Source organism: Collinsella aerofaciens, assembly GCF_001405375.1.
Taxonomy (GTDB): domain Bacteria; phylum Actinomycetota; class Coriobacteriia; order Coriobacteriales; family Coriobacteriaceae; genus Collinsella; species Collinsella aerofaciens_F.
The window spans coordinates 36,782-50,806 of record NZ_CYYP01000017.1 but is presented as its reverse complement, the minus strand read 5'-3'; the positions used below and the strand labels follow the sequence as shown (position 1 = coordinate 50,806).

At 62.1% G+C, this 14,025-nt stretch carries 9 protein-coding genes; 3 read left to right on the top strand and 6 right to left on the bottom strand.

Annotated features, from left to right (window positions below; translation table 11 throughout):
• Positions 1-219: 219 nt before the first annotated feature.
• From ARB25_RS08535 to metK, 6 genes are all read right to left on the bottom strand, one after another.
• Positions 220-1,434, bottom strand: a complete 1,215-nt coding sequence (locus ARB25_RS08535; RefSeq protein ID WP_055287368.1) for an ABC transporter permease — start codon at positions 1,432-1,434, stop codon at positions 220-222.
• Positions 1,431-2,204: an ABC transporter ATP-binding protein gene (locus ARB25_RS08530; protein WP_055287366.1), complete on the bottom strand. Its 774-nt coding sequence runs from the start codon at positions 2,202-2,204 to the stop codon at positions 1,431-1,433. Before ARB25_RS08530 ends, ARB25_RS08535 begins: the two co-directional genes overlap by 4 nt.
• Positions 2,204-3,637 carry an efflux RND transporter periplasmic adaptor subunit gene (locus ARB25_RS08525; RefSeq protein ID WP_055287364.1) on the bottom strand — a complete coding sequence of 478 codons (1,434 nt, stop codon included), beginning with the start codon at positions 3,635-3,637 and terminating at the stop codon, positions 2,204-2,206. Before ARB25_RS08525 ends, ARB25_RS08530 begins: the two co-directional genes overlap by 1 nt.
• Positions 3,638-3,769: 132 nt before the next feature.
• The gene (locus ARB25_RS08520; RefSeq protein WP_055287362.1) at positions 3,770-5,503 is read right to left on the bottom strand and encodes a L,D-transpeptidase; all 1,734 of its coding nucleotides are present in this window, start codon (positions 5,501-5,503) and stop codon (positions 3,770-3,772) included.
• 149 nt (positions 5,504-5,652) lie between these two features.
• Entirely contained in the window at positions 5,653-7,260 is a 1,608-nt protein-coding gene (sdaAA, locus tag ARB25_RS08515; RefSeq protein WP_055287360.1) for an L-serine ammonia-lyase, iron-sulfur-dependent, subunit alpha, read from the bottom strand.
• A gap of 342 nt (positions 7,261-7,602) precedes the next feature.
• Complete coding sequence (metK, locus tag ARB25_RS08510; RefSeq protein ID WP_055287358.1) at positions 7,603-8,883, bottom strand: methionine adenosyltransferase; 1,281 nt, start codon at positions 8,881-8,883, stop codon at positions 7,603-7,605.
• Between the two features lie 355 nt (positions 8,884-9,238).
• Here metK and gltX point away from each other — a divergent pair, with 355 nt between their 5' ends.
• From gltX to def, 3 genes are all read left to right on the top strand, one after another.
• Positions 9,239-10,714, top strand: a complete 1,476-nt coding sequence (gene gltX / locus ARB25_RS08505) for a glutamate--tRNA ligase (protein ID WP_055287356.1) — start codon at positions 9,239-9,241, stop codon at positions 10,712-10,714.
• An 88-nt stretch (positions 10,715-10,802) separates the two neighbouring features.
• On the top strand, positions 10,803-13,256 hold the full coding sequence (priA, locus tag ARB25_RS08500; protein ID WP_253276078.1) for a replication restart helicase PriA: 2,454 nt from the start codon (positions 10,803-10,805) through the stop codon (positions 13,254-13,256).
• An 18-nt stretch (positions 13,257-13,274) separates the two neighbouring features.
• A complete protein-coding gene (gene def, locus ARB25_RS08495; RefSeq protein WP_055287354.1) occupies positions 13,275-13,811 on the top strand; it encodes a peptide deformylase in 537 nt (178 codons plus the stop codon).
• Positions 13,812-14,025: the final 214 nt, after the last annotated feature.

Sequence of the window (14,025 nt, the reverse complement as noted above, 5' to 3'; positions counted from 1 at the left end):
GCGCGCTAGGCGCTCGCCGCGCCTGCGCGCCCTCCCGCCCGCGAGGAGGAGCGCCCCGAGCAAGCTCGACCCGTACAAGCCCGTCATCCGCCAATAGCTCGAGGACGACGCCCGGAACTGGCGCAAGCAGCCCTTCAATAAGTTGCGGTGAAATAGTGTCTGTTTTGCTACTAGATAGCATATTCAGTCCCTAATTCACCGCAACTTGTTGGTGGTGGCTTACTGGTAGCGTAGGCAATCCACCGGGTCGAGCTTTGCCGCGCGGCGAGCGGGGTAGAAGCCAAAGATTACGCCGATGCCGACGGAGACGGCGAAGGCCAGCAATACCGTGGCGATTGAAAAGCTCGGTGTGATTTGCCCGCTGGCACCGAGCTCGCCGAGAACCCCTGATCCTGCGGCAAACATCGCAAGAGCCCAGGCCAGCAGATAGCCAATCAGGACACCCAACAGTCCGCCGGTGACGCACAGCGCCGAAGACTCGGCCAAAAACTGCGCGGTGATATCGCGACGACTTGCGCCCAGAGCACGGCGAATACCGATCTCGCGGATGCGCTCAGTCACGTTGGTGAGCATCATGTTCATAATGCCGATACCGCCGACAAGCAGCGAGATGCTGGCGACAGCACCCATGATGAGCGAGAACGCGCCCATAAAGGAGTTGAGTGTATCGATGGCGCTTTTCATGGATGTTGCCGATACACTGTCGTACTCATCCTCCTCCTCGATGCCCTTCATCGCGCGCACCTTGGACTCGATGGTCTTACAAAGCTCGTCCATGTCTGTGCCCTCGGCGGCAAGTGCCGTCACGCTGGGGAATGAAGGATTCTCGTCGCCAAACAGCCCGGAGATGGTTTCGCGTGGCATATACAGCGTGAGCGAGCCCATGGAGTCGCTGCCGCCATCAATCACGCCTACAATCTGCACCTCGCCGTTGGACACCTTGATGGTTTTCCCCAGCGCATCCTGTTCGTTGCCGTACAGCTGATCGGCGCCGTTGCGGCTGATGAGCGCCACACGCGAGCCTGATTGGGACTCGGCCTGGGAATAGGTGCGCCCCGCAACGAGCTTGCTGGCCCCCACGGCGTCTAGCATGTCGCTATCGACACCTTGTGCCATGACGGTATAGCTTTTATCGCCGGTCTTGTACTCGGTATACGCGCTGTCGACAATGCCGATCTGCTCTATTTGCGGCACCAGTTTTTGAAGCTTCTCGATGTCGGACTCGGTGAGTTCTTGCGACGAATAGATTTGCACCATGCGTGCTGCATTGAGGCCCAGACTGTTGACCAGGCTGTTTTGGATGCCGCCGATGAGCGAAGTCATGGCGATTACCGAGGCGATGCCGATGACAATGCCCAGGATGGTGAGCAGGCTGCGCCCCTTGTTGGCTTCGAGCGAGTGAAGGGCATCCTGGATGAGATCGCGGGCGCTCATGCCACCACTCCTTTCGGCGGGTTGGCGGAGGCGGAAATCATGGGCAGGCTATCTACGGCGCTGCGCAGGGTTCGCGGTGCATGTGGAATATACGCGCCGTCGTGAATGTGACCGTCGCGGATGGTCACGGCACGGTCGGCCTCGGCGGCGATGCCGGGGTCGTGTGTGATAAGCACGATGGTTTTGCCGCGCTTCTGGAGCTTATGGAAGGTCTCCATCACAAGCGCTCCGGTAGCGGAGTCCAGGTTTCCCGTCGGCTCATCGGCCAGAATGATGGGCGGGTCATTGACGAGGGCGCGCGCGATTGCGACGCGTTGCATCTGGCCGCCCGAGAGCTCGGATATGCGGTGGTCCCAGTGGTCGACGGGCAACGTGACAGCCTGCAGCGCGTGCACGGCGCGCATTTCGCGCTGGCTACGGGGCACATTGGTGTAGGCCAGCGGCAGCATCACGTTTTCGATAACCGACAGGCGCGGCAGCAGGTTGAAGCTCTGAAAGACAAAGCCAATGCTCAGGGCGCGGATTTCGGTGAGTTCGTCATCATCGAGCTCGGCCACGTTGAGCCCTTGCAGGTAGTAGTCGCCCGCCGTCGGCTTATCCAGGCAGCCTAGGATGTTCATGAGCGTCGACTTGCCCGAGCCCGAGGGGCCGGTGATAGCGACGAATTCGCCGGGATTTACCGCCAGGCTCACGTTGTGCAGGATGTGGGCGCAACCTGCCTCGCTCTCAAAGATGCGGTGCACGTTGCGAATGTCGATGACGGGGCGCATTACATACCCTCGTCGGCAGACATGCTGCCCGAATCCGTGCTGTAGCCGCCGTCAGCCGTTGCGTCCGCTCCGGTGTCCATGACGAGGGTGTCGCCATCGCGCAGTTTGGTTGTGGGCACGCCAGGGTTTATTTCGTTGCCCTGGTCATCGCGCTTAACCTGCGTCTTGCCGACCACAGCTTCGTTGTCGTTTTGCGTCACGACGGTCACCTTCACGCGACGGGTTTGCTTGCCCTCGTCATCGGTCGCCACGTTGACGTAATAGTTCTCGCCGTCTTCGGTCATGAGCGCCATCGTCGGCACCATCACCACGTCGTCGAGCTGCTCGGTCACCACCGAGACCTCGGCCGTCATGCCCGGCTTCAGGCGCGCGTCGGGCGCCTCGATGAGGATGTCGACGTTAAAGGTTACGCTGCCGCCGCCGTAGCTGGAGTCGGAGTTTGCCACCGAGGCGATGGCCGTGACCGTTCCCTGACTCACGATATCGGGAAACGCGGGATACGTGACGTTGGCACTCTGCCCAACGGCGATCTTGGCGATGTCCTTTTCGCCCACCTGCACGGTCACCTTCATCTTGGATAGGTCGGCGATCTGCATGCACTGCTTGCCGCCGCTCGTATCGCTTTCGCCCATGATCATGCCGCCTGTTACCGTGGCGCCCACCTTGGCGTTGAGCTCCACGATGCTGCCCGAGCTCGGGGCCGTGACCGTACGGCTGGCGGCCTTGGCGTTCGCCTGATCGAGGTTTGCCTGGGCCGATGCGAGGCTGCGCTGCGCGGCCGATACGGCGTTCGTGTCCGCTGATGCGGCGGAGATGCCAGCCGCGGCGGAAGCTCCATCGACGTCCGTCGTTGGGGCGGCCTGTGCGGCAGCTACGGCTTTCTGCGCGTTGGTGAGGTCTTCCTGAGCGGCCGCAACTGCACGCTGCGCCTCGGCAACGGTGCGATCGAGCTCGTCGTTTTTAATGGTCATGAGTACGTCGCCCTCGTTGACGGATTGGCCTGCCTGCACGTTGATCGAATCGACCGTGCCGTCGACAGAAGGGGAGACCACTGAGGACGAAATGGGTTTGAGCTGGCCTTTCGCTTCGACCGTTGTGGTAAATGTGCCCTCGGTCACCATGTCGGTCACAGGCCCGCTAGCGCCCTGTGGCTGCGCATTGATAACAAGGGTTGCGACAATGGCAATGAGCGCGATGGCGCCCACGACGCCGGCGGCAATACCGCGTCGAATCAGCTTTTTGCGTCGACGTTCGGCACGTTTTGCCTTGAGCTTGGCATATGCCTCTTCATCGGAAATCTCGGCCGTATCGTTCGTGCGTCCGCTCTGTTTGTCGGCATGTACGTTTGTAATCAGAGGAATCGTTTCGGTGGCACCTTCGGGCGTGCGCTCGGTATCATCTGGGCCCGGGGTGATCGTGGGGGCATTCGGCATAGCGTCTCCTTTATAGAAAGTACCTTGATAAGTATATGCGCCCACCGGTTGGGGCGGGCGCATAGGACGGTTTCTTTCGGTACTGTTAGATTGGTCGCAGCAGTTCCACGTTGTAGGAATGCGCGCGTTGCACTATGAGTGGACAACCACGCACAGGCCGACTTTGATGCAGTCGTGAAGTGCCTTGGCGTCGGCCAGGCGCAGGTTGATGCAACCGTGGCTGCCGCACCACTTGTACGACTCGGCATTATCGAAGCTCTTGTCGTTTTGCCATGTAGCGTCGTGGAAGCCGATCATATTGCCCTCGAACGGCATCCAGTAGCTCACCGGGCTCTCGTATTTGGGCTTACCAGTCTCGGGGTCCTTGGCTCCGATCAGGGTGCTGCCGCCGTCGTTGCTGTTGATCTGCCACACGCCCTCGGGGGTGGCGTCTTCGCCCGGTTTGCCGGAAATAAAGTTGGCCTCCCAAACGATATTACCGTTCTCGTCATAGTAGCGCGCGTGCTGCTCGGACAGGTCGACGTCGATATACGCCTTCCAGTCGGGCTCTCCCTTTGCGGTAAAGGTGTCGGCCTTCTGGGAGTACTTGATCTCGATCTCGCCGGTCTGCTTGTTGTTAATGGCGTCCTCGACCTGCTTGGCGAGCGAGCTGCTGTCGATGGACCAACCAAAGTCACCGCCTTCGACGGCGCACTGCTTGCCATCGGCGCGCGTCCACCAGCGAGTGGAGCCCACGGTATTAAAGCCGTTGGCGAGCTCGGCTGCCCAGCTACTGATCTGCGACGTATCGAGCGTGGGGTTGGCCGGATCGGCAAAGCTGATCCACTGCAACACGGAGCTGCCGTCGACCTTGCCGGCATCCTCGCCGTTGAGCTTGAGGGTCACGTTGACGCCCAAGAAGTTGTTGGCGGCATCGCATGCGGCCTGAATCTGATCATCGGTCAGCGTTCCATTGAGCGGCTCATAGGCATCGTTACCGAGCTTGGAAAGATCTACGGTCTCGGCCAGCGAGGCAAGCTCGAGCTCGGCATACTTAATGACATGCTCGCGGTTGAGTTTTTCGTTGGAGCGGGCCTTCTCGACGGTAAACTTGCCTGCCTGCTCGTCATAGGAGCTATTGGCCTCGAACGTGCCCGAACGCCCCTCGTTAAACTCGTCGATGGCGGCGCCCAGATCCTCCTGAAACTGCTTTTGGTCAAAGGCGTCGGAGAGCATGGACAGGTCGACGTCTTGATCAAGATCGACTTCGTTGGAGGTAGCGGTTGTTTTGGTCTTGCCGCTTAAGGATTCCACAAGACGGACCGGCCATACAAAGGCTTCGTTGTGGCTGATGATCTCTTTTGCGGCAGCTTCTCCGTCGACGATGGGTTCATCGGACTCGGGCTGATAGGTCCAGCTAAAGTCATCGCCTGTCACGGCGAGCTTATAGTGCTTCCATGCCGAGTTGACCTTGGTAGCGGCAGACGAAGCGTTGGAGAACGAGACGTCGACGCCGGCGATGGTGGTGTTGGGGTAGGCTACCTGCGAAAACGCTACGACGCCTACGATATAGACAATGACGATTAGACCCAGGACGACATAGAGCGTCGTCTTTTTGCCCGACTTATTGTTGTCGGCGGGTTTGCGCGCGGGGCCACGATCGCCTCGAGCGTGCGTGGGGGGCTGCTTGGGCGCATTGCCGTTTGCCTGGTGCTGCTGACGTTGTTGACGCTGCTGTCGCTGTTGGTTCGGGCGTTGGGAAGCGTTTGCTGCACTACGCTGCTGACCGTGGCTCGGCGCGATAGGACGCGGCGACTGAACGCCGCCGGTGTGCCTGCTCGGCTGCTGCGGATCGGGAATCAGTTGAGTTCGATCGTTTTGCGACATCGTATGCATATCCTTCGATTTTCGCCTTGCGGCTCATCGTGTTTTTACTGGGCATGCATTATAGCGATTGCCCTGCTGTTTGTGGTACGGAAACGGTGGCATTCGAAAGAGCTGGGACAAATGTCCCACCTTTGGATCGTTCTTTGTCGCTATCCGCACACACCGCATTTTGCACAGGCCGAAAGTGCGGCCGGAGCCTGCGCGATGCCGCCCTTTGCCGTCTCGCGCAGCGTGGCCGGTAAAGCGTGGCCCACCGAGAGCATGACATGTGCCATCTGGTCAAACGGCACCAAGCTCTTAATGCCTGCGAGGGCGAGTTGTGCCGAGCTGAAGGCCGCTGCCACGCCGATGGCGTTACGGTTTTGGCAGGGCACCTCCACGAGGCCCCCGACGGGGTCACAAACGAGGCCCAGCAGGTTACTCAGCGCGATGGAACTGGCGTCGAGCGCCTGCTCGGGCGTACCGCCGAGCATCTGCACCAGCGCGGCGGCCGCCATGGCGGCGGCGCTTCCCACCTCGGCTTGACAGCCGCCCTCGGCGCCGGCAACGCAGGCGCTTGTGGTGAGGTTGAGGCCGATGGCGGCTGCGCAGTAGAGCGCGTCCATGACTTGCTCGTCGTCGAGCTGCAGGCGATCGGCGAGCGCCAGCACGCAGCCGGGCACAACACCCGCGGATCCTGCCGTCGGAGCTGCGACGATTACGCCCATCGTGGCCGAGCGCTCGAGCACGGCCATGGCGCGGGCCACGGCGTCGGTCTGGACGGCGCCCATCAGGCTTGTGCTCAAATCGTTGCGGCCGGTGGCATCGACGAGCTTGGCCTCCCCGCCGATAAGCCCGCCGAGCGATCGCTGCGGGTTGGCGATGGGGGCCGTGGTCTCCTCGCGCATGACGTCGAGCACACGGCGCATGGCGGCGACGGCGTGGGCCTCGCCGGTCAGGCGCGCCTCGCGCACGGCCATGATGGCGCCGATGCTGAGCCCCAGTTCCTCGCACGCATCGAGCAGCTGCTCGCCGTCGTCGAAGATCTCCTTGGCCGAGACGCCGGGGGAGAGCGACGAGGCAGAACCGGGGAGCTCGATAAAGGTCGCGTAATCGACATTGTCGAGCTTGCGTAACATGGGGACGACGGTGTCGTCGGACGCGCCGTCGGTCTCAAAGACGGAGTAGGCCTGGCCGCCCACTTCGGTGCGGTAGGTGCGGCAGAAGGCGATGTTCACGTGGGCGTAGGCGAGCAGGTTCGTGAGCGCGGCGAGCACGCCGGGAACGTCCTTGTGCGCCACGAAGAGCGTGGGATACATGCCCGAGATGTCGACGCCGACGCCGTTAATGCGGCTGATGCGCATCTTGCCGCCGCCCAGGCTCTCGCCGCGGACCTGCGCCGTGGCGCCCGTGTCGTCGACCATATCGATGTCGACGGTGTTGGGGTGGATGGAGGCGTCGTCGCCCTTGATGTCAAAGTGATATTCGAGGCCCTGCTCGCGAGCGAGGTCGAAGGCCTGCTTGATATTCTCGTCATCGGTGTCGAGGCCCAGGATGCCCGCGACGAGCGCACGGTCGGTGCCGTGGCCGCGGTAGGTGTGGGCGAAGGAGTTCCACAGGCCAAAGGTGACCTTGGTGATGCGACCTTCCAGCAGGCTGGCGGCAACCTGTGCGCAGCGCAGGGCGCCGGCGGTGTGCGACGAGCTGGGGCCGACCATGACGGGGCCCAAGATCTCGAATGCCGAGGTCGTAGCTAGTGTTTGCGGCTTGCCTGCCATGGATGCTCCTTATCTATCCCGTCGTCCCGAGGGGCGGGGCATACTTGTCCCGTCGTTCCGAGGGCTTTGGTATTTGGTCGCCTGCTCTACAGTTCTGGCTCGCACGGAGGCCACATTAAGTGGCCTCCGTCTCGTGCGGAACTCGCGATCGACCAAATACCAAAGCCCTCGGAACTTAGGATACATGGTTGGAGTCGCTCTGCTGCAAAATTTATCGGCCTGTGATTTATTCCATGTCCCAGGTAGGCTCATCTTCACCACCTTTAAATAAAAAAGAAGTACCGGTTGGGGCCGGTACTTCTTTTGGTGCGTTGTTATTTGGCTGTAGCTTTTCTCGCAAGCTTACAGGCCGCAGGCTGCCTTGAGTTCTTCGACTCGGTCGGTTTTTTCCCAGGTGAAGTCGGCGTCTTCTCGGCCGAAGTGACCGTAGGCTGCCGTCTTTTCGTAGATGGGGCGGCGCAGGTCTAGGTCGCGGATGATTGCGCCCGGGCGCAGGTCGAAGGTCTTCTCTACGGCTTCAACGATCTTGGCCTCGGCAACATGCGCGGTACCGAAGGTGTCGACCATGATTGAAAGAGGCTTGGAAACGCCGATGGCGTAGGCAAGCTCGACCTCGCAGCGGTCGGCCAGACCGGCGGCGACCACGTTCTTGGCGACCCAGCGCGCGGCATACGCGGCGGAGCGGTCAACCTTGGTGCAGTCCTTTCCGCTAAAGGCACCGCCGCCGTGACGGCCGTAGCCGCCGTAGGTGTCGACGATGATCTTGCGGCCGGTGAGGCCCGTGTCGCCCATGGGGCCGCCCACGACAAAGCGACCGGTGGGGTTCACGTAGATGTCCGCGTTGTCCCACGGCATGTTCTCGGCGGCCATGACCGGGGTGATGACGTGCTCGATGAGGTCGGCCTTGATCTTGCCCATGTCCTCGATCTCGGCGGCGTGCTGCGTGGAGATGACGATGGTCGTGACCTCGACGGGCTTGCCTTCCTCGTAGCGCACGGTGACCTGGGTCTTGCCGTCGGGACGCAGATAGGCGAGGGTACCGTCGTGACGCACGGCGGCCAGGCGCTCGGCCAGGCGGCTTGCCAGGTAGTGTGGCATGGGCATGAGGGTCTTGGTCTCGTTGGAGGCATAACCGAACATCATGCCCTGGTCGCCGGCACCGATCAGGTCGATCGGGTCGGTGGTAGCGCCGGTCTGGGTCTCGAAGGACTCGTCAACGCCCTGGGCGATATCGGGCGACTGCTCGTGGATGAGGCTCATAACGCCGCAGGTATCGCAGTCAAAACCGAATTTGGCGCGGTTGTAGCCAATGCGGCGGATAACGCCGCGGGCGATTTCCTGTACGTCGACATAGGCCTGGGTGCGAATTTCGCCGGCGACGATGACGGTGCCGGTGGTCACGAGGGTCTCGCAGGCGCAGCGGACGTTCTCCACGTTGGCAGGCACGCCGTTGGGGGCGATGTAACCCTGCTCCTGGAGCTCTATTTCTTTGGCGAGGATTGCGTCGAGGACGGCGTCGCTGATCTGGTCAGCGATCTTATCGGGATGACCTTCGGTCACCGACTCCGACGTAAAAACAAAGGACCCGTGTTGGGGCGGGATGGAACGAAGTTCTTCTGACATGATTGTCCTTTCAAAAACGTGTCCCGGCGACCGTTACCATTCCGCCGGGCTCTCTATGCAAGGGCACATCATAGCGCGTAAATCAAACATTCACACCCTTTCCGCACCGAGCCATTGGGTAGCTAATTTGGGACGGGGCATTTTTGACTACTTTAACCGCTCCATCCGCCTGATGATTTTTTCGTCCCCGTCCTAGAAAAATCATCCCTCTGTGCGAGGGGACAAGAATTAGTCAAAAAAGCCCCGTCCCAAATTAGCTACCCCAATGAGTAGGTCGGTGCCCTTTGTGCGGAGGTTGCTTTGATGCTTTATACTGGTGCGGTTAGACATCCATCCTGCAATCGAGGAGATTTCCATGGCATCAGACGTTCGCGTCCGCTTTGCACCCTCACCGACGGGCAAGCTGCACATCGGCGGCGCCCGCACCGCTATCTATAACTGGGCTTTCGCCCGCGCAAACGGCGGCACGTTCATCCTGCGCATCGACGACACCGACCCCACCCGCTCCACAGACGAGAACACGCAGATCATCCTGCGCGCCATGCGTTGGCTGGGCCTGGACTGGGACGAGGGTCCCGAGGTGGGCGGCGATTTTGGCCCCTACGCCCAGACCGAGCGCCTGGACCTGTATAAGCAGGCCGCCCAGAAGCTTTGGGACGAGGGCAAGGCCTATCCCTGCTTCTGCACCAAGGAGCAGCTCGACGCCGACCGCAAGGCCGCGCAGGAGCGCAAGGACCCCTTCCAGGGCTATCAGCGCCGTTGCCGCGATCTTGATCCCGAGGAGGCCCGCCGCCGCATCGAGGCTGGCGAGTCCTACGTCCTGCGTATCAAGGTTCCCGAGGACCGCGGCGACGTCGTCATCCACGACGCCGTCCACGGCGAGGTGACCTTCGACGCCAAGGAGCTCGACGACTTTGTCATCTTCCGCTCCGATGGCACGCCCACGTACAACTTCGCGACCGTCGTCGACGACGCTATGATGAAGATCACCCATGTCATCCGTGGCGACGACCACCTGTCCAACACCCCGCGTCAGGTCATGGTCTATGAGGCCCTCGGCGCGCCTGTGCCCACGTTCGCCCACATCTCCATGATTCTGGGCGCCGACGGCAAGAAGCTCTCCAAGCGCCACGGCGCCACCTCGGTGGAGGAGTACCGCGACGCCGGCTACCTGTCCGACGCCTTCGTCAACTACCTGGCGCTGCTCGGCTGGTCGCTCGACGGCGAGACCACGATCATCCCGCGCGATGTCCTGGCCAGCAAGTTCTCGCTCGACCGCATCTCCAAAAACCCGGCGACCTTCGACCCCAAGAAGCTCGATTGGGTTAACGCCGAGTACATCAACGGCATGTCCGATGCTCAGTTTGCCGACGAGATCATGGTCCCCGAGCTGCACGAGGCTGGTCTCATCGAGGGTAATGTCGAGTACGGCGAGGACTGGATCGACGCGCTTGCCGCCATTGTCAAGCCGCGCACCAAGATGCCGACCGACGCCGTGACCGTCGCCGCTCCCATCTTCGCTACGGCCGAGACGCTCGAGTATGACGAGAAGTCCGTCAACAAGGGCCTGGCCAAGGAGGGCATGGGTGCCATTCTGGATGCCGCCAAGGCCGCGCTCGAGGGCGTGGACGAGTGGACGGCTGCCAACATCGACGCCGCGCTTGAGCCGCTTCCCGAGCAGATGGACCTTAAGAAGCGCGTGGTGTTCCAGGCCGTGCGCGTCGCCGTTTGCGGCAACATGGTGAGCCCCCCGCTGGGCGAGACCATGGCGCTCGTCGGTCGCGACGACTGCCTGGCGCGCATCGACCGCGCCCGCACGATGGCACTGTAATCGCTGCGCAAACGTTTGTATCCGAGTCCCGTTCACCCGAGCGGGGCTCTTGTTTCTGTAGACGTATGGGATAGGAGGTGCTGGGGTCATGGCCGAGCAACTTTCGCTGTTTGGTTCGCCGGAACCGGAGGAGACTACGGTGGCATCGGCATCCGCTGCTGCCCCAGCCAAGCCCGAGCCTGCACCTGAGCCCATCGCTGCCTATGCGAGCGTGGTCCTCGACATCCCGACGCGTGCGCTGTCCGAGCCGTTTGCCTATGGCATTCCTCAACCCCTTGCCAATGAGGTGCAGATCGGATCCACGGTCCTGGTCCACTTTGGTAACCGTTCGGCCGCGGGCTATATCGTCGACATTGCGCCTGAGCTGGGCGATCTGCAGGGTAACAACGCCCTCGACCCCGTGCGCATTAAAGCCATCGAGGCTATCCTCAGCAAACCGCTCTTTACCGCCGAGGCCGCCCGCATCGCGCGCTGGATGAGCCGTGAGTATGTCGCCACGCTTTCCGAGTGCCTGCGCCTGTTCTTGCCCCCGGGCGGCAGCCCGCGTGTGGTCAAGGGCGACGACGGCGTGTGGGACGTTGAGCGTCCCGCCGTCAAGCCTATCCAAAACCGCTGGGTCATGCTTACGCCCGAGGGTTTCGACTATACGCCGCCCAAGACCGCGGTCCGTCAGCGTCAGCTCATCGAGGCGCTCCAGTGCGGGCCGGTCACGACGCGCGACCTCAACCTGCTCTATAACAGCATGTCGGCGACCATCAAGGCGCTCGAAAAACGCGGTGTCGTGGTGGTGGAAGAGCGCCGTGCGTGGCGTGGCTGCAGCGAGCAGACGACGCTGTCCTCGGCAAGCGGCAAGGCGCCGGTCGCGCTCACCAAGGGCCAACAGAAGGCGCTCGCGCAGATTGAGCGCGCCCGTCTTGACGCCCACGGAGACGTGGTCCTTGTCGACGGCGTCACCGGCTCCGGCAAAACCGAGGTTTACCTTTCGGCGATTGAGCGCGTGCTCGCGGCCGGCCGTTCGGCCTGCGTGTTGGTTCCCGAGATCTCGCTGACGGCCCAAACCGTCGGCCGCTTCCGCTCGCGCTTTGGCGAGACGGTCGCCGTGTTCCATTCGCGCCTTTCGGCCGGCGAGCGCCTGGACCAGTGGGACATGGTTGCCAGCGGTGCCGCGCGTGTGGTCGTTGGCGCGCGTTCGGCGCTCTTTTGCCCGCTCAGTGACCTGGGCCTCATCATCATCGACGAGGAGCACGAGACCAGCTACAAGCAGGGCTCCAGTCCACGCTACCATGCGCGCGAGGTGGCGGCGGAGATGGCGCGGCGCTACCGCTGCCCGCTCGTGTTGGGCTCCGCCACGCCTTCTGCCGAGGCCCTCGACCGTTGCCGCCGTGGCACGTATAACGGTGCCGCCTGGACGCGCGTCGAGATGCCCGAGCGCCCGGGACACGCCGTGCTGCCGACAGTCCGCATTGCCGACCTGCGCCGCGAGTTCTCGCACGGTAGCCGCTCCATGTTCTCAAAACCCTTGATGGAGGGCTTGGAGCGTGTGGTCGAACGCCGCGAGAAGGCCGTGCTGCTGCATAACCGCCGTGGCTTTGCGCCGTTCCTGATGTGCCGCGAGTGCGGCTGCGTCCCCACCTGCAACCACTGCTCCACCGCGCTCACGTACCACGAACGCACGCACACGCTGCAGTGCCACACCTGTGGATCGTCCTGGCGCGTGCAGCCCTATCCCGCGCCCACGAGTCGTTGCCCCAAATGTGGCAGTCGCTACCTGGCAAAAATGGGTCTGGGCACGCAGCAGATCGAGGACGCACTGCACCAGATGCTTCCCAAGGACGTCGCCATCATTCGCATGGATGCCGATTCCACGCGCGGCAAGGATGCGCACAAAAAGCTGCTCGAGCAGTTCGATGCGGCCGATTGCGCCGTGTTGCTGGGCACCCAAATGATCGCAAAAGGTCTCGACTTTCCCGAGGTCACGCTCGTGGGCGTGGTCAATGCCGACTTCGCCCTCAAGCTGCCGGACTTCCGCGCAGGGGAGCGTGCCTACGACCTGCTCGAGCAGGTGGCGGGCCGTGCCGGTCGCGGCGATCGCCCCGGCGAGGTGATCATCCAGACCTACCTGCCCGAGGATCCGGTCATTCGCGCCGTCGCTGAGCATGACCGTTCGATCTTTACTGACTACGACCTGGATCAGCGCCGCGACGCGCTATACCCGCCGTTTGTTCGCCTGGTCAACATCTTGGTGTGGTCGGCGAACCGAGACGACGCGCAAGACTACATCGGGCGCATTGCAAAGCTTCTTAAGCGCCGCTGGCATGCCGCCGCGCCCGACTTTTTGCGGGCGGGGAGCGCCGTGCCCCAGGTGCTGGGCCCGGCTTCGTGTGTAATCGAGAGAGCCAAGGACCGTTACCGCTTCCATCTGCTTGTGAAGTCGCCCGTGGGGTACCATGTCTCTGACGATATCGACGCCTGCCTCAAAGAGGTGGGCTCTGTACGCGGCGTGAGCGTGAGCGTTGACGTCGACGCCTATGATTTGATGTAACAACCCGAAAGGATGGCCATGGAAGCCAACGGAATCGTACTGTCGCCCGACCCTCGTTTACGCCAGGAGTGCGCCGTCATCGAGGAAATCACCCCGGCGATCGAGGCGCTTGCCGAGAAAATGAAGAAGATGATGTTCGAGAACGGCGGCTGCGGCCTGGCTGCCCCGCAGATCGGCGAGCTTATTCAGCTTGTCACCATCGACTGCGATTACAGCGACAAGCGCGACTATGATCCCTACGTGCTCATTAACCCCGTTATTGTTGAGCAGAGTGACCATCTGGTGCCGTTTAGCGAGGGCTGCCTGTCCATCCCTGGCATTAGCTGCGAAATTGAGCGTCCTGACCATGTCGTCGTCGAGGCGTATGACCTGGACGCCAACCTGATTCGCTATGAGGCCACGGGCGATCTGTTCTGCGTGTGCCTGCAGCACGAGATCGATCACCTGCACGGCAACACCATGTTCGAGCGACTGAAGCCCATGCAGAGGATCAAGGCGGTCAAGGAGTACCAGGACGCCCTGGCCCGTGGCGCTCGACCGGGCGAGACCGAATAGGTTAATTGTCCGTCCCTGGGATGGGGCCCACACATATCATCCCGTGCTCAAACATTCTCGCTGCGCTGCGAAACTGCGCGCGGGACGATATGTGTGGGCCCCATCCCAGGGACTACGTTGTCGCTCTTCGTTTTGCCCGGGTGCCGTCGGGCCAGGGAGGGGCGTCTTCGCTGATAGGTGCTTTGTTGGGAGGGCTGCTTTCATGCGGCTCTTT